Genomic DNA, 18,098 nt, shown 5'->3' on the forward strand with positions numbered 1-18,098 from the left:
CACATACTCTGGTATGAGGTCGGTGGGGCATCGGTGCTGGGTGGGGTGGTTATCCGCACCGTTCCCAATGATGAGGACGGGAAATTAGACCCTGCTGATGTGGAAAAGACGATACGTTCGGTGAACATCCACTTCCCGGCGAGCACTCTGCTCTGTCTGGAAAACACCCACAACCGGTGTGGCGGTGCGGTACTGACTCGGGAATATACTGAGGAAATCTCCGGGCTTGCCCACAGGCATGGCCTGCTGGTTCACCTGGATGGAGCCCGTATCTTCAACGCTGCGATTGCCCTCGGCGTACCCGCCAGGGAACTGACCGCACCGGCAGATACGGTCAGCTTCTGTCTTTCCAAAGCGCTCAGCGCACCGGTGGGCTCACTGGTCTGTGGAACGAAAGAAGCGGTGGAGAGGGCGCGGAAGTGGCGCAAGATGCTGGGTGGAGGGATGCGGCAGGCGGGGGTCATCGCTGCCGCCGGCATCGTGGCCATTGAAAAGATGGTCGACCGCCTCGCGGAAGACCATGCCAATGCCAGACGGCTGGCGGAGGGGCTGGCCCAGGTATCCGGCTTTTCCATCCGCCCGGAGAAGGTGGTGACGAACATCGTGAACTTTGAATTTCCAGAGAACGTCAGCGATTTTGTAATCAAAATCGGGGAGCGGGGGGTTAAATTCCTTTCCCGGGGCGGTCGGAGTGTGCGGGCGGTAACCAACCGCATGGTCAGCGCGGAAGACATCGATGAGGCGCTGGAACGCATAGCCAGGATGGTGAAAGAAGCGAGTTAAAATCGTTAGCTATATAAACATACAAATTTGTTCAGGAGGAGATGAATGAAGGACAAACCCAAAATCACGAGACTGGAAATCCACCGGTTTGACTATCAACTCAAAGACCTGGCCCTGCTTCCCGGTCATACCATCTTTGCCTACGAACCGGGCGCAACCATGACCCTGAAGGCCCACGCTCTCAAAATCATTACCGACGAAGGAGTCACCGGGGAGTATGTGGGTTCATGGGCGGCTACTGATTGGATGGCTATCCCTGAATACGGGCACATTTTGATAGGGCGGAATGCTCTGGACCGGGAAGGAATATACAACGACCTCAAGCTGGAACTGCGACAGCGTGCCCGTCTGGGGCTGAGCCAGCTGGACATCGCCCTGTGGGACCTGGCCGGAAAGTTCTACGGGGCTCCCATTTACGAGCTTCTAGGTGGCAATCGGATTAATCTTCCCTGTTATGCCAGCACGCATACCGCAGATAATCACCAGGGAGGGCTGAATAGCCCCGAGGCCTTTGCTGATTTCGCCGAGCAGTGCCTGGAGATGGGGTATCCCGGATTCAAAATACATCCCTGGGCGGATGCGCCGATGGCGCAGCATGTGGCCACGATACACGCTGTGGGCAAGCGCGTCGGCGGCAAAATGGACTTAATGCTCGACCCCTACTGTGCCCTCAAAACATTCGGTGATGCGCTTAAGGCAGGCTGGGCCTGTGACGAAGAGAAATTCTTCTGGTGGGAGGACCCGTTCCGGGATGGCGGCATCTCAGCCTTTGCCCATCGCAAGCTGAGACAGCTGGTGAAGACGCCCCTTTTACAGCTAGAGCATGTGCGTGGCCTGGAGCAGCATGTCGACTTCATCGTGGCGGATGGCACCGACTTCGTGCGCGGCGACCCTGACATCGACGGTGGTATCACCGGCGTGATGAAAATAGCCCACGCCGCCGAAGGCTTTGGCCTCGATGTGGAGATGCACGCCCCGGCCGGTCCCGAACGGCGCCACCTGATGGCGGCGATACACAATATGAACTACTACGAGATGGCGCTGGTCCACCCCAAAGCGCCCTTCGCTCCACAGGCACCTGTCTTCAAGGGCGACTACAAGGACGGTCTGGATGCCATCGATAAGAACGGCTGCGTTCAGGTGCCCCAGGGGCCCGGGCTGGGTGTGGAGTATGACTGGGACTATATCACCAAGCACAGCCAGGGCGTGAAGGTAATCGATTAGCCAGGGTGTAGTAAATCAGGTTTATTATCATTCGAAAAAGGCGGCCAGACGCTGGCGAATTTCTTCACGGTCAGGCGGGCAGCCGGTGATACATCTTGCCTCTTCCCCACCCTCGATGATGGCACAGTCGCCGACCAGCAGGCAGTCCCTGTCTTCAGGAATATCAGGTTCGGTACCCACGCAGATACGCAGCGGCATTTCAAGCCTTGCGCCACGCTCACTTAAAAGTAATAAATTTGAAAGCAGCGGGATGAGGCAGCCGCTGCACGCTCTCTCCGTGCCGGTTATTTCCAGCTGCGGGAAACTCTGACGCAGCTGCTCCTGCGGCAGCTTGACTTTAAAATTCAGCCGTTTCAGCTCTTCGCCGATGATATCTATTTTGGTCAGGTCGTTTTCCCCCAGTCCGGCAGCCGCGCCCAGGGTTACCGTTGGCACATCGTTGGGGTCGATGCCCATGAGGGCGGTGCCGACAGCGTCCACAGCCACCGCGTCGGTGCTGGTGAGTAGCAGGCGCACACCGATGGGCTGGCCGCGGTAGGAAGAGCCGACGCTGCCGATGGTCCTGGCGGTGGCATCTATAATGTTGATTGTGGGCCTGACAATCTTGTTCAGCTCGACGATAGCTCCATCCAGGTCTTTGGAATGGAAGCGGGGCTTGTCCTCGCGTTTCAGGCAGCCCTTCAGGTTCTTCATCGCCAGCGTGACCGTGGTCTGGTAATGCGTTTTCAGCACCGGCACGTTGAGCAGCTTATCGCAGGCGAAGGCGTATTCCGTCACCTGGAATTCATCAGGCGTGGCCTTTGAGATATTCTTAAAAGTTCGATATTTGTGCTCGTCAAAAAGCACCCACTCGATGCCCAGGCGGTCGGCGACCTCGCTGATGCCGGTCTGGGTAAAGCAGGGCCTGAGGCGTGACTCCGACTGGTAATAGCTCGGCCCCTCCCCGATAATCACCCTGCCTGCGCCGGCATCGAGGCAGTACCTGGCCACCGCTTCGACCACTCTGGGACTGGTTATCTCACCGCTGTCGAGAGCGCTGGGCTCGTAAAGGTTGGGCTTTATGAGCACGCAATCTCCCCTTGCCACCGGTTTTTCCCCAACGCCGTCGAGTGCCTGAAGAAGGGCATCATAATAGTCGTTTTCGACTCTGACGATTGAAACCTTGCTCATGGCTGTTACCTGCTTGCGCTTCTGGCATTAATCCAGAAAACTGATTTGGGCTGGGGGTTTTTCTTTGCTTTCGATTTCGATGCCCGCTTCCCGGAAAAGCTCGATAAAGGTGTTATCATTGTAGCTGCCAAAGGTAACCAAGCGTTTTATCTTGGCGTTGACCAGCATCTTGGCGCAGAGAACGCAGGGCGTGTGCGTGCAGTAGATGGTGCTCCCCTCCAGGCTGACACCGTGCAGGCTGGCCTGAATGATGACGTTCTGCTCGGCGTGAATGCCGCGGCAGATTTCATGTCGCTCTCCGGAAGGTATCCCCAATTCGTCGCGGAGGCAGCCCAGTTCCAGGCAGTCCTTGGAGCCGGCGGCGGCGCCGTTGTAGCCGGTGGACAGAATGTGCTTATCCTTTACCGCCACCGCCCCCACGTGATGTCGACGGCAGGTGGCGCGTTCCGCCACCACCGAGGCGATTTTGAGGAAATATTCGTCGACAGCTGGCCGGATAATGGCTTTTTTCACTTCAATCTTTCCAGTACCTTACTCGTCTGCTCTTCAAGGTCAGACAGCGAGGACTCATTGATGAGCGTGTAATCGGCCATGGCAATCGGCCCGCCTTTATCGGTGTTTTCGATTTCCGTGCGGTCGCGGCTGGCGGCTTCGGCACGGGTCAGCGGTCGTTCCGCTCTGCTATTTAGACGTGTGTACCTCGTTTCCGGCGAGGCCCAGACGGCAATAACGGAGAAATCTGCTCCATAGCGGTCTTTCAAAAAGGTATACTCCTCCCAGGAATAGAGCCCATCAACCACGACATTTGATTCTTTCAGGGCGGCATCGATTCGGGGCAGATTCAGTTTGGCATATGCGGCCATGCCGTGCTCTTTTCTCAAAGATTCCCTGATGCTCCGCTCGTTATCCTCGTTGAGGACAAGGCCGCTCTTCCGGACTTCTTCGTCGGTGATATCGCCGAACCTGACTCTGGTGAAGCCGTGCTGCTCAAAAGCTTTAGCGACCTCTGATTTGCCTGACCCGGCCATCCCCACAATGGCGACGATTTTTCTACTTTTGGACATTATGGGATTAATTATAACGAAGATGGTGGGGAAATAACAGCGGGGAAGAGCATCAGCCACCTGTGCTATAATTTTGACTGTAATGAATGAAGTTACCAATTTTGCCAATAAAATCAAAGAGCAGATGCCGGGAGAGCTGGTTGAATTCATGCGGCAAGCCGGGGAGCTGGCGCAGCAGCGGGGACAAAAGCTGTACCTGGTGGGTGGGGTGGTACGTGATTTACTACTCGGAAGGGGAAATTTTGACCTCGACCTGGTGGTGGAGGGGGACGCCATCGCGCTGGCCAGTGAACTGGCGAATGAAAAGCAGGGTAAACTGGTTACCCACCAGCGCTTCGGCACGGCAAAGCTGACGTGGGACGGCTGGAGCGCCGACATTGCCACCGCCCGCTCCGAGACCTATGCTAAAGCCTGTGCCCTGCCCACGGTAAATCCCAGCACCATCAAAGCCGACCTGTTCCGTCGCGACTTCACCATCAACGCCATGGCCGTCGAGCTTAATCCCGGTCACTATGGTCGGTTGCTCGACCTGTATGGGGGTCTGGCGGACCTGAAGGGGAAACTGGTTCGGATTCTCCACGAAAAGAGCTTTGTTGACGACGCCACCCGCATCTGGCGCGCCATCCGCTACGAGCAGCGATTGGATTTCAAATTGGAGCCAAAAACGCTTCAGCTTGTGAAACGTGACGCCGACTACCTGAAAAAGGTGAGCGGCGACCGCATACGCCACGAACTGGAGCTTATTTTCAAAGAAGATTGCCCTGAGAAAGCCCTGCAACGTGCCGATGAGCTCGGGGTGCTCAAAAAATTGCACCCGGGACTGAAAGCAGATGGCTGGCTCGTGGAAAAGTATGAGCAGGCACGGCAATGGAGCTCCCCCGATGCTCTTTCTCTTGGACTCTACCTTGCCCTGCTCGTTTACCGTATGAAATCTGATGATGTCGAAGAGCTTATTTCATACCTGCGATTGCGCAAGTCAACGAGCAAAACGCTGCTTGACACGATTGGCCTGAAGGCAAATTTGGAGCGTTTAACCTCTCCACAGATAACCTCTAGTCAGGTTTACACGCTGCTCATCGATTATTCAACGGAAGCGGTGGTCGCCAATGCTATTGCCGGAGAGATACCGGAGGCGGTGCACCGCCTGAACGAGTTTATGAATAAACTGAGGTATATCAAGCCTGCCCTCAACGGCGAAGATTTAAAAAGACTGGGGGTGGCGCAGGGGCCGGAGATTAAAGCCGTGCTGCATCGCCTCCTTGAAGCTAGGCTGGAAGGGAAAGCAGCGACAAAGCGCGACGAGGAAGCCCTCGTGGGAAACTGGCTGGCGAGGAAAGACAGATAGGCAATGGGAAAAAAGAAATCTTATATTATTCTTTTCGGGCTGCTGGTACCGGTGCTGGCGCTTTTCGGCTGGGGGCTCAATGCTCGATTCAACGGCACCGAAACGGTGCATTACCGGTTTGAGGCGTTGGGGCAGAATGAGCACAATTTAACCATTTCCATACCGTTAGAAGACTATCGTGAGTATCGGGCGATACCAAGGCCGAGCTGGGATGATTATCGTGATATGCCAAATAATCGCAGCTACTATGATTTTTTCGCTGAATATAAATCGATAGCGAACCATCCTGATGACGATTATATAATTCGGGCTGTGGCCAGCAAGCTGGAAGAGACAGCTTCTGCGGCGGGTCTGGACGACAAGGAAAAAGCCGAACTGGCCCTTAATTTCATCCAGAGCTTCACCGTTACCAGCGATAACGAAACCACACCGTTTAATGAATACCCTCGCTATCCGCTGGAAACGCTTTTTGAACGAAGGGGCGACTGTGAAGACACCTCAATTTTGCTGGCAGCGCTTTTGACCGAAATGGGCTATGATGTGGCACTCCTCCTCTTCGAGGACTATGACCACATCGGGCTGGGCATCAACATGCCCCCGGAATATGCAATGTACGGCAATTCCTGGATACATGATGATGACAGGCGCTACTGGTACCTGGATACTTTAGGGAAACAGTCAATCGGCTGGTGCCCGGAGCCTTACCACCAGACATCAGCGTATATCTATCCAATCGGTGGATGATTCGCGGCCAGTGTCTCCACCAGATACGTTCCCATGTTCTGCTGTTGGCAGCGGGTGAAAAGTTCTTCGGCTCTGGTTTTATCTTTAAAAAGCGTAAAAAGCGCCGGACCGGAGCCGGCTAAATGCACGTGAAGCGCACCGAGTTTCCGTATGTGGTCGCGGTAAACCTTTAATTCTGACCCACTGGCAAAAGCGACGTTTTCAAAGGTATTGAAAAGCGTTGATGGCTCCCTGCCTTCTTTCAGTTCGTTGACCAGTTGCTCGGTGATATGACCGTCGGTAAAGTGGCTCGCAGTAAGACTGGCGTACAGCCTGGCCGTCTTACCAGGTGGGCGGGGCACACTGGGCATGACCAGAACGACCCAGTGACGGGGGAAAGGGGGGAGCTGGGTTACCACCTCGCCTCTGCCCTCCGCTAATGCCGTACCACCGTGGAGGAAGAAGGGGACATCCGAGCCCAACTGCGCCGCGAGCTCAAGCAACTTTTCCTCCGGCAGGTTCAGCTCCCAGACTTCGTTCAGGCCGCGCAGGGTAGCTGCTGCAGCGCTGCTGTCGCCACCCAACCCCGAAATCAGTGGGATGCGGTTCTCAATATCAATGGCGATTCCTTTATCAATCCCCAGTGTCTCCCGTACCAGGTTCACTGTCCGTGAGACGAGACTTTTCTCCGGCGACCATTCCGGCAAGTCCGACCTGATGTCTACCGACTGGCTGGCTCTGAAAGTGAGACGGTCGCAGAGGTTGACCGTCTGGATAACGCTCCTGATTTCGTGGTAGCCGTCCGGGCGTCTGGCGAGCACCTCAAGGGTCAAATTCAGTTTGGCCGGTGCCGGGATGGTCAGCATGCCATCTTCTTCCCTTGCCATTGCGCATACGCTCGCCGCAGCTGTGCCCATTCCTCAAGGGTCAAAGTCTCGGCACGACGCTGCGATGATATGTTCGCTTTTTCCAGCACGTTAATAACGTCGGTCTTGGGCAGTCTCAGGCCGTAAGACAGGGAGTTGGCGAGCTGCTTGCGGGGGCTGGCGAAGCCAGCCCTGACCGTTTTAAAAAAGCTGTCCACATCATCCACCGCCACCGCTGGTTCGGGATACAGGTCAATGCGCAGTATGGCGGAATCGACCTCCGGCGCCGGGTAAAATGATTCGGCTGGTACCTTGCTGATAATTGTGGGCCGACCGTAAAACTGCACGCTGATGCTGAGGAGGCTCCTTTTTCCCGGCCCGGCAGCAATGGCCTCGGCCACCTCTTTCTGCACCATCACCACTATCAAATCTGGCTTTAGCGTTGCTTCCAGGAAGTGGCGCAGGACAGGGGAGGTGATGTAGTAGGGGAGGTTGGCCACCAGTTTGTACCGTTCCGGTGCAGGCAACAAATCAGACGGGTCGATTTTGAGGATGTCCCCGCTGATGACCCGGACGTTGGGAAAAGAGGCCATTTCCTGCCTCAGGAAGTCGGCCAGTTTATCGTCAAGCTCAACGGCCATGACCTGCTTGGCCCTTTGCGCAAGCTCTCTGGTCAGAATGCCCAATCCCGGGCCAATCTCCATAACAATATCATCAGTGGTAAGTTCGGCTGCGGAGAGAATTTGCTGCAGCACCTCATTATCGATAAGAAAATGCTGTCCTAATCTCTTCCTTGCCCTTAAATTGAAACGGCGCAGCAAACGCCTGGTTTCGGCCAGCAGCGATTCTTCTTTCAAATGGCACCTGCCCGTAGATTGCTCGTGAAAACGGTGAGGTCGTGCACCTGCCCTCGACCCTGCCCAATAGCTTGCTTGAGCCAGCCAGCTCCAGCCAGGCAACCCTGCGGCACCCGGAAAATACTATTTACCGCTGCTTCCTCTCGGACCTGACGGGGTTCATAGCCTTCCGCCGCGCAAGACCCAGCCTTCAACACCGCTTGGCCAAAGTAGTCCCACCAGACAAGAGCCTCAAACCGGAATTAAACCCTGCTGTAGCGGATTGCAGGTTCAGGGCACCGCTAGCTCCCCGTCTAGCACGACCTCACAGAAATGCTAAACCGCCCGCTTCACTTTGTCAAGGTATAAGTAGATAGCGGCGATAACCATATCACGGCTGTCCCAAAACCTAGCCCGGGAAGGCGATTATTTTCGCCAGTTCCGAAATATCTTTTATGTTTTCCAGTTCAAGCACCAGTTCTATAGAGCGGTCTGCCCGTGCCGGCGAGAGGACTTCGCTGGTACCGTCCCTGTATTTGGCAATCAGCTCATCGGTGGTCATGGGCGTCTTGTGAAAGCCCCGCCATGCCTCCCACTTGACGCTGTGTTCCTGCCCGTTCTTCAGCTTGATGGTAACGATATCGAAGCCCTCGGGCCAGCTGACCGTCCACTCCGGTCGGGGAATGAGCTTGACCTTCCCTCGAGCCTCTCTGAACCCGGGGTCAACACGCTTCTCCTCGGTGAAGATATGCCGGTCGGCGCGCTTTTCCAGCAGGACGCCGGCTATGCCGTGCTGTAAACTGACCCTGGTGTGTTCGCCGTCCGGGGGTTCGAGCAGGTCGAGTTCGTGCACGGCGCCCGGGCTCATCTCAACCTCAACGCTCTCAACGTCATCATAGGCGATGCCGTGCTCGCTGACGAGGTGGAGCGCCGCTTCGAGAGGACGCTGCTGTAGAGAGTGGCAGGGGAAAACCTTGGTGTCAAGGAGGTTGAAACGGAACTCCTTGCCCAGTCCCTCGGTCACTTTCTGGATGACGTAATCGCCTTTTCCAGCGACCGCGCTGCCGAAGCCGAGGCCAAGGCCGGTATCCTCCAGGATATTCATATCGGCGTTAATCCCCTCTCCGGCCAGCAGGGCTGCGGTGACTCCGTTCCGGCAGGCAAACCCGGTCTCGACAAAGTGAGTCATGGTCGAGTGGTGTCTCAACGTGCCCGCCGCCTGTGAGGCGACCAGGCCAAAGGCATTGCATATCTGTTCCTCATTTAATTTCAGTAGCCTGGCGGCGGCCACCGTGGCGCCGAAGTTGCCGAACACGGGCACGGCGAAAAAGCCCCGGCCGGTGGCGGGCAGACAGGCGAGGCCAATTCGCGACTGAACCTCGTGGGCAATAATAGCTGCTTCCAGCACGTCCTTCCCAGATGCCCCCACCTTCTCGGCGACCGGGAAAACGACCGGAAACACCGTCATAACCCCGACCATCTCCGGTCGGCTGTCGCCTTCCCATTCCGCGGCATGGGCAAAATTGCCATTGGCCAGCGCCGCGTTGGGCAGCGACGTTTTGAACCCGCCGCCGATAACGCCGGCCTCAGGAGTCCCGCCGATATCCCGGATAAACCTGGTGACAATCCTGCTTGCTGGCAGCGTTGAGCCCCACATCATTGAACCCAGATTGCACAATGCCAGTTCTTTCGCGTACTGCACCGTCTTCTGAGGGATGTCATTGAGACTGGTATCGACCACAAAGCCTGCTACCTGCTCGGTTACAGTCATTTAATCCTCCTTCACCGTGATTTATCAAAAGATGGCCTACATGCAATGCTGCAGTCGTACCGCCAGCCGTACCGGCAAACCTTTTTCCATCATTCTGTCCTGTACGGCGGTAACGTCGTAGGGTATGCGGTATAGTCTTATCATTTTGATGTTGCTGTCGTAAAGCGCGTAGCTGGCGCGCGGGTCTCCATCGCGCGGCTGCCCCACCCCTCCGGGATTGATTATCAACCGGCTTTCCCCCAGGGCAAGCCCGATATTGGCCATCAACTGGCTGAAAGTGCAGGAACCGTCTTCTTCCTTGAAAATGAGCGGGACATGGGAATGACCGACCAGGCAGTAGGGCGACTGAAAAAAGTTGAAGTTCTCTCTGGCAATGCTGGTTGATATAACGTATTCCCAGATCGGCTCCCTCGGGCTTCCGTGTACCAGTGTGAATTTACCTTTATCGATTGTCAGGGGCAGGTCCCCCAGATACTTTATATCTTCTGGGCTTAACTGCCGGGCTGTCCACTGGCAGGCAAGCGCGGCATCGGGATTGAAATCGGCGGTGCTTATCTTGCCGATGGCGGCCCAGTCATGATTCCCGGCCACGCAGACGTGGCGATGCCGTTGCAGCAGCTCAATGCACTCGTGGGGGTCAGGCCCATAGCCAACGATATCGCCCAGGCACCATATCTCCTCCACCCCTCCCCTCCGCTCCATATCATCGAGAACCGCGCTGAAGGCGGTCAGATTGGCGTGGATATCGGCGATGATGGCGTATAGCATTCTATAACTATATCAATTTTTGTATAAGATGAGAAGGCGGCAGGTAAAAAGCAGCAACAATGACAGCGAACTTGACCAATTACATTTGCGCAGTTGAGGAGATCGCGGATTTACCAAGTTAAGGTCTAATTTTACTTACCGCAGCATTTCTTATATTTCTTACCACTACCACATGGACATGGGTCATTCCTACCCACCTTGCGGGAAAGCGGTAAAGACCTAGCTTTGGGCAGGCTTTTAACTTGTTCTACAAAGTCTATCCGTTCAAGAGATGGCATCCGAAATGTAAACGTTGTCTTCCCATCTTTATTACTGATTGCAAAATCGCCCCTACTTATTATATCCATGCCTATTAGAACTTCAACATCACCAACTAAATCACCTTCAGTTACCCTTAATGCGTGAAAACAAACATTATTCGGTAAGAAAACACTCACGAGATATACGAGAGTTGAAGATGTTCCTTTTGCGTGGTGAACGTTAGCTCTGCCTATGGGTTTTAGTCCACATTCATCGACAACCTTACGGGTAATAACAGAGCCCGTTGCCCCTGTATCCCACAAAGCTTTATATTCTTTAGCACTTTTGGGTCTTGTAATTCGTGGAGATGAAGATGTGACTACTTCGGATATATAGACTTTGTTTATTAGAACATTTGAAGGTCTGTCGTAGCTGGAGGTAAATGCAACAACTCTTGGTTGCATTGAAAATCCTTAGACAAATGCTACCCTTGAGTGATAAGTATATGTATAGCTTTCACTGCCAGGTTCGCATTTTTGAACTAAAAAAGTACCTAATTCATGCTGTTTGGATGTTTCTTCAACAGCTTCAAGTTCGGATTCATATTCTCCTATTACAGCCTCATCCTTAATAACGATGAATTTGCCACTGTATTTCTTTATGAGTTCTTTTTGATGTTCTAGGTAGTAGTTAAACTCCCTTTCTAATTCACCCATAATGCACCTCTATAACCAGTACCTTTTGACTTGTATTTAATAATAACATGCTTGTCAATAGTCTAGCATTTCTATTTTATCAAATTTCAAATTGAACCGCTACCCCAACACAATTCCTTTGACTAATTCAGCGGTAAATTATATAATGTAACTTTCTATCGCATAACAAGGGGAGTGGAATGAAGCGTGGCTTTGTAAGCGTGGTGATGAATATATGTATCATGCGTTGCCCGAGAGGGCGAGCGGATAGCCAGATTATGTCTTGGAGGGCGATGCATGATGAAGACAATAGCGGAAATCAACGAGAGGATACAGCAGGGCAAGGCGGTGGTCGTCACCGCCGAAGAAGTCATTGACCTGGTCAGGGCGGAGGGCGTTGCCAAAGCCGCCCGGAAGGTTGACGTGGTGACCACGGGCACCTTCGGCCCGATGTGCTCATCCGGCATCTATTTCAATATCGGCCACAGCAAGCCAAGGATTAAACTGGGTGGCGGGCGTCTTTATCTCAATGACGTCCTCGCTTACCCCGGGCTGGCGGCGGTGGACGTTTTCTTCGGGGCTAACGCCCTGCCCGACGATGACCCCAGGAACCGGGTGCATCCCGGCGATTTCAATTACGGCGGCGGTCACGTTATCGAGGAACTGGTGGCCGGTGAGGATATACGCCTGATGGCGACCGCCTACGGCACCGATTGTTACCCGAGGAAGCGACTTGAGACATGGATTAACATCAAGGACCTCAATGAGGCCGTGCTGTTCAATGTCCGCAATGCCTACCAGAACTACAACGTAGCCGCCAATCTATCTGACAAGACCATCTATACGTACATGGGGGTGCTCAAGCCGCGCCTGGGCAATGTCAACTACTGCAGTGCCGGGCAGCTATCGCCATTGCTTAATGACCCGCACTACCGGACCATCGGCATTGGCACCAGGATTTTTCTGGGCGGAGGCGTCGGATACGTTGCCTGGCAGGGAACCCAGCATAATCCGGGTGTGCTCCGCACGGAAGCTGGCGTTCCCAAGAGAAGTGCCGGGACGCTGGCCGTGATCGGTGATTTAAAGCAGATGAGCGACAGGTGGCTCGTCGGGACGAGTATGTACGGCTACGGCGTCACTCTGACCGTGGGGGTTGGCGTGCCCATCCCCATCCTCGATGAGGAAATGCTCCGCCACACGGCGGTCACCGATGAGGAAATATACGGCGCGGTGATTGACTATTCGGATGCTTATCCCAATCAGAAGCCGGACATCGTCGCGGAAGTGAGCTACGCTGAACTAAAGAGCGGCACGGTAAAGCTGCAGGGTAAAAAAGTGCCCACCGCCTCTCTGTCCAGCTATTCACGGGCGGTGGAAATCGCAGAGACCCTGAAGGGCTGGATAAAACGCGGCGAGTTCCTGCTCACCGAGGCGGTAACACCGCTGCCGGGTGCGGAGTCCGGGGTAGCCTTCAAGCCATTGAAGGAGCGCCCGCTGGAGATATAATTCCATCATTGATGTAATTGAAATAATTTCTAGTATTTAATGGAGGTAGAGGCAATGACAGTTTCAAAAAGAGTGGTGCTGCATTTTCCAAGAAGGCTGGTGGAGCAACCGGTCATCTACCGTCTGGTCAAGGACTACAACCTTGAATTCAATATCCTGAAGGCGTCCATCACCGCCGAACCGGAGGAGGAAGGGCTGCTGGTGCTGGAGCTTAAGGGCGAGCAGGAGGAATATGATAAGGGGATTAAATTCCTGCTCAAGTCCGGGCTTAAAATTCAGTCGCTCAGCCAGGACGTTACCCGGAATGAGGCGCGCTGCACCCACTGCGGTGCCTGCATCACCGTCTGTCCCCCCGCCGCCTTCGAGATTGACCCGAAGACGAGGCAGGTCAGGTTCGACGATGAGAAATGCGTGGCCTGCGGACTTTGTATCAAGGCCTGTCCGCCGCGGGCGATGGAAGTCCACTTTTAATGAGATGTATCAGCCGCGTACCTACCGCCACTGGGTAAAGGGCGATGACCTGGTCAGCTTCAGCGTTGTGGTGAAGGAGACCGACCTGTACATACGCGCCGCGAGCAACCTTCACCGCAAAGCCCATAGGCTGGTGCTGAAGTACCGCAGCAGTCTGGAGAAGTACATTGCCCGCCGCCCCGATTTTCTGACCTCTCTCGAGCCGATTGAGGTTGAAGCAGAGGCACCGAAAATCGTCCGAGATATGGCCGATGCTGCCCGCATGGCCGGCGTCGGCCCGATGGCGGCGGTGGCGGGGGCCATTGCCGAGTTCGTCGGCAAAGAGTTGCTCGATTTCTCTCCGGAAGTCATTGTGGAGAACGGCGGCGACATTTATTTGAAGATTCAGCGCCAGAGAACGATAGGTATCTTTGCCGGAGGTTCACCGCTGACCGGCAAGCTGGGACTTGAGATAAATCCGGAGGACACGCCGCTGGGTATCTGCACCTCATCAGGGACGGTGGGACATTCACTGAGCTTTGGTCGGGCGGACGCGGTGATTGTGCTCGCCGACTCTGCCACGCTGGCCGATGCCGCGGCCACCGCCATCGGCAACCGGGTCAGCGAGCCGGCGGATATAGAGAAGGGCATCGAGCTGGCGCGCGATATCGGGCAATTGAGGGGGGTGGTCATCATCAAGGATGACAAGCTGGGGGTCTGGGGAGGGGTGAAAATCGTGCCCACACAAAATGAGTAATTAAATATTTTTTATTAGATAGTGTGTTCATGCTGTTGCATAAGAACACCTTCACCAAGGCATTGGTCTATTTAGTAAGTAGAGCATATACGAGTTTGCTAACAACCATATTACCAGTAGACCCATCATCCAATATGCCAACTGCTTACGGAAGCTATCTTCAACCCAATTCTTTAAATCCCTCATTGGTTTGTCAGGGTCAAATGGGTGTAACGGCAAATGCTCCATAACTCCCTCTTTCGCCGAATAATAAAGAAGTCTTACTATTTCTGGCGAATCTCCAATCTTAACACCTGCTTCATCCTCAACCAAAAGAATGCGATGAATTTCGCCTTTTATTGGCGTGTTTTCTTTGAGAACCTTAACTAATTCATTAAACCCTTTATCCCCCCTTTTCACTATCCCTTGCTTCTGCTCCTCAATCTTAACGCCTTTCTCATTAAAAACTTCTTCGTCTAGGGCTTGGAGCTTGTCAAGCCCCATCATAGCATGTGCGAGGAATCGTGCTGGGGGGAAAATGCGAAAAAACGCATGCGTAACATACTTGAATGCAGACCGAAGATAGAAAGCGAACCCACGATGAAGGCAATCACCAATACTATTATGCTTACTACAGTCATTTTTTTTGAATCCCTCCCCGCTAATTACTTGAAGGGATTCTACATCAATCCTCCCCCTTTGGCTAGTCATTGCTCGCACCCCACGAGTTTCGCAACAAGCTATATTTTGTCCCTCATACTCTCACCGTGATATAATTCAAGCTATGAAAGTATCGGAGCTGGGGGAGTTCGGGCTGATTGACCTCCTGGCCGAAATGATTTCCGCATCGCAGAATAAGAATGCGGCAGCATATCGTAAACTTTTAGTTGGCATCGGGGATGACGCCGCCGCCTGGAAAGGCGATTCTTCTACTCAGCTGGCCACCACCGACTCGCTATTTCAGGACGTCCATTTCCGGTTGAGCACCACGCCCTGGTACGAGCTCGGCTGGAAGGCGCTGGCGGTCAATCTGAGCGACATTGCCGCCATGGGAGGCCTGCCCCAGTACGCTTTGGTCTCACTGGCACTGCCGCCGGATACGGAGGTGGATGACGTCAAAGCAATGTACCAGGGGATGATTGAGCTGGCGCAGCGATTTGAGGTCGCCTTAATCGGCGGCGATACCTGCCGGGCACCTCTGGTATCGATTACGGTTACCGTCCTGGGCAGTGCCAAAGATAAAGATGGCAGGATGCTCACGCGTTCCGCAGCCCGGCCCGGGGAAAAAATCGCCGTGACCGGCGCGCTCGGCGCTGCAGCAGCCGGCATGGAGATGCTGGATAAGAAAATGCAATTCGATGCTGAGTCGAGCCGTCAACTGCGCCAGGCCTTTCTGCAACCTGAGCCGCGGGTGGCGGAGGGGCAACAACTGGTGGAACTGGGCGTGAAAGCGGCCATCGATATCAGCGACGGACTTATATCCGACCTGAAGCACGTCTGCGAGGCAAGCAGGGTCGGTGCCAGGGTCGAGATGGAACGGATACCGATTGCTCCTGCCGTGAGTGCTCACTTCAAGGACCGGGCGCTGGCGCTGGCCGCAGCCGGCGGTGAAGACTATGAACTGCTATTTACCGCCAGCGAAGAGAAGATAGCTAAAGTGAGAACAGTGCTCTCCTGTCCGGTAACGACCATCGGTGAGATTGTGGCTGAAGAGACGGGCAATGTGGTCATAGTTGATGCGCATGACGCGCCGGTTGACCTGGAAAAGTCCGGGTGGGAGCATTTCGGCGCTTGAAATAGTATCTGGATGAAGGAAAGAATGAAAGGGAAAGACCAGGAATCCTCTGCAATGAAATCGGGTCAGGGTATGTGCTTCGGCTGCGGGCGGAAGAACCCGTTCGGTCTGCGTCTGAAATTCAAGCGGGATGGCAGGGGCGTCAGGACGGAGCACACCCCCGGCGAGTATTACCAGAGCTGGCCGGATATCATCCACGGCGGCATCATCGTCACCATGCTCGACGAGGCCATGGGACACGCCACCCTGATGAGTGGCAACTTCGGTTTTCTCACCGCATCGATACAGGTCAATCTCAAGCGTCCCGCCTACGTGAATGACAGGCTTATTATAAGTGCTGAAGTGGGCAAGAACAATGGGAGGACGATTGAGGTGGCGGGGAAAATGTCTTTGCCCGACGGTACGCTGGTGGCCGACGGCAGAGCGGTGCAGGTCATCCTTGAGGGCAACCGGCTCGAGGCGGTTATCTGGGATATGGATGGGGTGATTGCCGATACGGCACCCTTCCATTTTCAGGCCTGGCAGGAGGTGTTTGGCAAAAGAAAAGTGCCTTACTCCAGAGAGGTCTTTCAGCGCAATTTCGGTAAACGGAATGATATCATTGTGCGGAGCATTGTCGGTGAAGGCTACCCTGAAAATGAAATAGAAGCCATTCTGGTGGAGAAGGAAGGACTGTTCCGCGCCAAGGCAGCCGGCAATATCCAGCCGATTCCCGGCGCTTTAGGATTGATTGATGAGCTGAAAGAATATGGGGTAAAAGTGGCGCTGGCCACTTCCTCCCCGATTGAGAACGGGCAGTTTGTTACCCGACAGCTGGGCATCGAGGATAGTTTTGACGTTACCGTTTGGGGCAGGGAGGTTACTGAAGGTAAACCGAGTCCTCAGATTTTCCTGCTCGCTGCCGAGCGACTGAAAGTTGACCCGGGCAACTGCGTCGTTATCGAGGATGCGGTGGCCGGGGTTGCCGCGGCAAAACGGGCCGGGATGAAATGCCTTGCCGTGACCAACAGCCACCCGGGAGAAAAGCTCGGCGAGGCTGACCGCGTGGTTGATAGCCTGGAATATGTCAGCGTGGCCGACCTGGCGGCGATTTTCTATTCGCCGGAGAAAGGATGATAATTTAAAATCATGGTGGCAATGGAAAGGTCCCTGGTGCTGGTTAAACCCGATGCCGTACAGAACGGGCAGGGCGGCGAAATTATCAGTCGCCTGGAAAAGCTGGGACTTAAGATGGTGGCGCGCAAGGTGTTGCGTATGGATAGAGCTCTGGCCGAGCAGCTCTATGCGATTCACCGGGATAAGCCTTTTTTTGGCGAACTGGTCGAATATATGACGTCAGCGCCGATAGTGGCGGCGGTCTTTATGGGGGAGGGGGCGGTGGCAAAAATCAGGCAGGCAATGGGTGCCACCGACCCGGCCAAAGCCGACGCGGGAACGATTCGAGCGGATTTTGGTCTGGATGTAAGGCGTAATGCGGTACACGGCTCCGACTCGGTGGAGACGGCGGAGAAAGAAATTCCCCTGTTCTTCTCTGAGGATGAAATCGTTGCCGCTTAGAAACACCGGGCAATATTAGTGGATTCTGAGCACCAGGTCGGCCTGGCCCCAGAGTCGGTCAAGCTGGTAGAATTCCCGCTCCGATGTGGAGAATATGTGCACGATTACGTCGCCGTAGTCCAGCAGAAGCCAGCCTGAGTCTACCGTGCCTTCGTGGTGGATGGGAAGGACCCCGTCCTTTTTCAGGCTGTGTTCCACGTCTTCAAAAATAGCCCTTATCTGCCGTTCGCTCTCTCCGGTGCAGATAACAAAGTAATCGGCAAAGCTGCATACCTTGCGGGTATCGAGCAGCACGATATCACCGGCCTGCTTGTCACCGGCCACATCCACTGCCCTTCGGGCTACTTCGATTCCTTCCAGAATTCGGGCCTCCCCTACCTTTGGTACTTAAAATTATAGCATAGCTGCGGTAATTGTACAGGTGCATATTGACAAAGCCTTTCGGGTGTGCTATGTTTGACATAAATAAAAGCGAAAAAATTTTGGTCGAGATGAATAAGCACAAGTTTTACGCCTATTATTATTTTTATTACTTTTTCTGGCGCTCAAGCGCTGGGGAGGGCCTTGTT

21 protein-coding genes and 1 other RNA gene are annotated in these 18,098 nt (G+C 54.4%); 10 read left to right on the forward strand and 12 right to left on the reverse strand.

Annotation, left to right across the window (positions count from 1 at the left end):
• Both KKD83_03515 and KKD83_03520 read left to right on the forward strand, forming a co-directional pair.
• A partial coding sequence (locus KKD83_03515) for an aminotransferase class I/II-fold pyridoxal phosphate-dependent enzyme (GenBank protein ID MBU2535221.1) occupies positions 1-783 on the forward strand: 783 nt, incomplete at its 5' end.
• Positions 784-828: 45 nt separating this feature from the next.
• Positions 829-2,007 carry a mandelate racemase gene (locus tag KKD83_03520; GenBank protein ID MBU2535222.1) on the forward strand — a complete coding sequence of 393 codons (1,179 nt, stop codon included), beginning with the start codon at positions 829-831 and terminating at the stop codon, positions 2,005-2,007.
• 27 nt (positions 2,008-2,034) lie between these two features.
• Here the strand turns inward: KKD83_03520 and KKD83_03525 are convergent, their stop codons facing one another.
• From KKD83_03525 to KKD83_03535, 3 genes are read right to left on the reverse strand one after another with little or no spacing between them, the layout of a single operon-like run.
• Positions 2,035-3,177 carry a DUF362 domain-containing protein gene (locus KKD83_03525; GenBank protein MBU2535223.1) on the reverse strand — a complete coding sequence of 381 codons (1,143 nt, stop codon included), beginning with the start codon at positions 3,175-3,177 and terminating at the stop codon, positions 2,035-2,037.
• A 27-nt stretch (positions 3,178-3,204) separates the two neighbouring features.
• A complete protein-coding gene (locus KKD83_03530; protein MBU2535224.1) occupies positions 3,205-3,678 on the reverse strand; it encodes a dCMP deaminase family protein in 474 nt (157 codons plus the stop codon).
• Between the two features lie 8 nt (positions 3,679-3,686).
• Positions 3,687-4,241, reverse strand: a complete 555-nt coding sequence (locus KKD83_03535; GenBank protein MBU2535225.1) for an AAA family ATPase — start codon at positions 4,239-4,241, stop codon at positions 3,687-3,689.
• An 82-nt stretch (positions 4,242-4,323) separates the two neighbouring features.
• Between KKD83_03535 and KKD83_03540 the strand changes: the two genes are divergently transcribed.
• Both KKD83_03540 and KKD83_03545 read left to right on the forward strand, forming a co-directional pair.
• Positions 4,324-5,586, forward strand: a complete 1,263-nt coding sequence (locus KKD83_03540; protein ID MBU2535226.1) for a CCA tRNA nucleotidyltransferase — start codon at positions 4,324-4,326, stop codon at positions 5,584-5,586.
• Between the two features lie 3 nt (positions 5,587-5,589).
• The gene (locus tag KKD83_03545) at positions 5,590-6,330 is read left to right on the forward strand and encodes a hypothetical protein (GenBank protein ID MBU2535227.1); all 741 of its coding nucleotides are present in this window, start codon (positions 5,590-5,592) and stop codon (positions 6,328-6,330) included.
• Here the strand turns inward: KKD83_03545 and ispE are convergent.
• The 7 genes from ispE to KKD83_03580 form a co-directional block, all read right to left on the reverse strand.
• A complete protein-coding gene (gene ispE / locus KKD83_03550) occupies positions 6,312-7,196 on the reverse strand; it encodes a 4-(cytidine 5'-diphospho)-2-C-methyl-D-erythritol kinase (protein ID MBU2535228.1) in 885 nt (294 codons plus the stop codon). The genes KKD83_03545 and ispE overlap by 19 nt on opposite strands.
• A complete protein-coding gene (rsmA, locus tag KKD83_03555) occupies positions 7,169-8,032 on the reverse strand; it encodes a 16S rRNA (adenine(1518)-N(6)/adenine(1519)-N(6))-dimethyltransferase RsmA (GenBank protein ID MBU2535229.1) in 864 nt (287 codons plus the stop codon). Before rsmA ends, ispE begins: the two co-directional genes overlap by 28 nt.
• A 39-nt stretch (positions 8,033-8,071) precedes the next feature.
• Positions 8,072-8,334, reverse strand: an RNA gene (gene ffs / locus KKD83_03560) — signal recognition particle sRNA large type.
• Positions 8,335-8,420: 86 nt separating this feature from the next.
• The gene (locus tag KKD83_03565) at positions 8,421-9,782 is read right to left on the reverse strand and encodes an MmgE/PrpD family protein (protein ID MBU2535230.1); all 1,362 of its coding nucleotides are present in this window, start codon (positions 9,780-9,782) and stop codon (positions 8,421-8,423) included.
• 36 nt (positions 9,783-9,818) lie between these two features.
• A complete protein-coding gene (locus KKD83_03570) occupies positions 9,819-10,550 on the reverse strand; it encodes a metallophosphatase family protein (protein MBU2535231.1) in 732 nt (243 codons plus the stop codon).
• 131 nt (positions 10,551-10,681) lie between these two features.
• A complete protein-coding gene (locus KKD83_03575) occupies positions 10,682-11,254 on the reverse strand; it encodes an SEC-C domain-containing protein (protein ID MBU2535232.1) in 573 nt (190 codons plus the stop codon).
• Between the two features lie 9 nt (positions 11,255-11,263).
• Entirely contained in the window at positions 11,264-11,506 is a 243-nt protein-coding gene (locus KKD83_03580) for a hypothetical protein (protein ID MBU2535233.1), read from the reverse strand.
• A 276-nt stretch (positions 11,507-11,782) separates the two neighbouring features.
• On the opposite strand from KKD83_03580, the gene KKD83_03585 reads away from it, so the two are divergent.
• The 3 genes from KKD83_03585 to KKD83_03595 are packed head-to-tail and all read left to right on the forward strand — an operon-like array spanning position 11,783 to position 14,198.
• Entirely contained in the window at positions 11,783-12,991 is a 1,209-nt protein-coding gene (locus KKD83_03585) for a homocysteine biosynthesis protein (protein ID MBU2535234.1), read from the forward strand.
• A gap of 54 nt (positions 12,992-13,045) precedes the next feature.
• Complete coding sequence (locus KKD83_03590; GenBank protein MBU2535235.1) at positions 13,046-13,462, forward strand: 4Fe-4S binding protein; 417 nt, start codon at positions 13,046-13,048, stop codon at positions 13,460-13,462.
• Positions 13,463-13,466: 4 nt separating this feature from the next.
• Entirely contained in the window at positions 13,467-14,198 is a 732-nt protein-coding gene (locus tag KKD83_03595) for a UPF0280 family protein (protein MBU2535236.1), read from the forward strand.
• 51 nt (positions 14,199-14,249) lie between these two features.
• Here KKD83_03595 and KKD83_03600 read toward each other — a convergent pair whose 3' ends face one another.
• Positions 14,250-14,684 (reverse strand): hypothetical protein, encoded by a 435-nt coding sequence (locus KKD83_03600; protein MBU2535237.1) that lies wholly within the window; start codon positions 14,682-14,684, stop codon positions 14,250-14,252.
• A 277-nt stretch (positions 14,685-14,961) separates the two neighbouring features.
• On the opposite strand from KKD83_03600, the gene thiL reads away from it, so the two are divergent.
• The 3 genes from thiL to ndk are packed head-to-tail and all read left to right on the forward strand — an operon-like array spanning position 14,962 to position 17,529.
• The gene (gene thiL / locus KKD83_03605) at positions 14,962-15,972 is read left to right on the forward strand and encodes a thiamine-phosphate kinase (GenBank protein MBU2535238.1); all 1,011 of its coding nucleotides are present in this window, start codon (positions 14,962-14,964) and stop codon (positions 15,970-15,972) included.
• A 24-nt stretch (positions 15,973-15,996) separates the two neighbouring features.
• Positions 15,997-17,088, forward strand: a complete 1,092-nt coding sequence (locus KKD83_03610) for a beta-phosphoglucomutase family hydrolase (GenBank protein ID MBU2535239.1) — start codon at positions 15,997-15,999, stop codon at positions 17,086-17,088.
• Positions 17,089-17,109: 21 nt separating this feature from the next.
• Positions 17,110-17,529 (forward strand): nucleoside-diphosphate kinase, encoded by a 420-nt coding sequence (ndk, locus tag KKD83_03615; GenBank protein ID MBU2535240.1) that lies wholly within the window; start codon positions 17,110-17,112, stop codon positions 17,527-17,529.
• A 15-nt stretch (positions 17,530-17,544) separates the two neighbouring features.
• Here ndk and rsfS read toward each other — a convergent pair whose 3' ends face one another.
• Complete coding sequence (gene rsfS, locus KKD83_03620; protein MBU2535241.1) at positions 17,545-17,889, reverse strand: ribosome silencing factor; 345 nt, start codon at positions 17,887-17,889, stop codon at positions 17,545-17,547.
• Positions 17,890-18,098: the final 209 nt, after the last annotated feature.

It is taken from the genome of Chloroflexota bacterium (genome assembly GCA_018829775.1).
Taxonomy (GTDB): Bacteria; Chloroflexota; Dehalococcoidia; order Dehalococcoidales; family RBG-16-60-22; genus E44-bin89.

Excerpts from the sequence above, each read along its gene's own strand:
- KKD83_03520 (MBU2535222.1), top strand. The coding sequence starts at position 829 with ATGAAGGACAAACCCAAAATCACGAGACTGGAAATCCACCGGTTTGAC.
- KKD83_03525 (MBU2535223.1), bottom strand. The coding sequence starts at position 3,177 with ATGAGCAAGGTTTCAATCGTCAGAGTCGAAAACGACTATTATGATGCC.
- KKD83_03535 (MBU2535225.1), bottom strand. The coding sequence starts at position 4,241 with ATGTCCAAAAGTAGAAAAATCGTCGCCATTGTGGGGATGGCCGGGTCA.
- KKD83_03540 (MBU2535226.1), top strand. The coding sequence starts at position 4,324 with ATGAATGAAGTTACCAATTTTGCCAATAAAATCAAAGAGCAGATGCCG.
- KKD83_03545 (MBU2535227.1), top strand. The coding sequence starts at position 5,590 with ATGGGAAAAAAGAAATCTTATATTATTCTTTTCGGGCTGCTGGTACCG.
- ispE (MBU2535228.1), bottom strand. The coding sequence starts at position 7,196 with ATGGCAAGGGAAGAAGATGGCATGCTGACCATCCCGGCACCGGCCAAA.
- KKD83_03565 (MBU2535230.1), bottom strand. The coding sequence starts at position 9,782 with ATGACTGTAACCGAGCAGGTAGCAGGCTTTGTGGTCGATACCAGTCTC.
- KKD83_03570 (MBU2535231.1), bottom strand. The coding sequence starts at position 10,550 with ATGCTATACGCCATCATCGCCGATATCCACGCCAATCTGACCGCCTTC.
- KKD83_03575 (MBU2535232.1), bottom strand. The coding sequence starts at position 11,254 with ATGCAACCAAGAGTTGTTGCATTTACCTCCAGCTACGACAGACCTTCA.
- KKD83_03580 (MBU2535233.1), bottom strand. The coding sequence starts at position 11,506 with ATGGGTGAATTAGAAAGGGAGTTTAACTACTACCTAGAACATCAAAAA.
- KKD83_03585 (MBU2535234.1), top strand. The coding sequence starts at position 11,783 with ATGATGAAGACAATAGCGGAAATCAACGAGAGGATACAGCAGGGCAAG.
- KKD83_03590 (MBU2535235.1), top strand. The coding sequence starts at position 13,046 with ATGACAGTTTCAAAAAGAGTGGTGCTGCATTTTCCAAGAAGGCTGGTG.
- KKD83_03595 (MBU2535236.1), top strand. The coding sequence starts at position 13,467 with ATGTATCAGCCGCGTACCTACCGCCACTGGGTAAAGGGCGATGACCTG.
- KKD83_03600 (MBU2535237.1), bottom strand. The coding sequence starts at position 14,684 with ATGATGGGGCTTGACAAGCTCCAAGCCCTAGACGAAGAAGTTTTTAAT.
- thiL (MBU2535238.1), top strand. The coding sequence starts at position 14,962 with ATGAAAGTATCGGAGCTGGGGGAGTTCGGGCTGATTGACCTCCTGGCC.
- KKD83_03610 (MBU2535239.1), top strand. The coding sequence starts at position 15,997 with ATGAAAGGGAAAGACCAGGAATCCTCTGCAATGAAATCGGGTCAGGGT.
- ndk (MBU2535240.1), top strand. The coding sequence starts at position 17,110 with ATGGAAAGGTCCCTGGTGCTGGTTAAACCCGATGCCGTACAGAACGGG.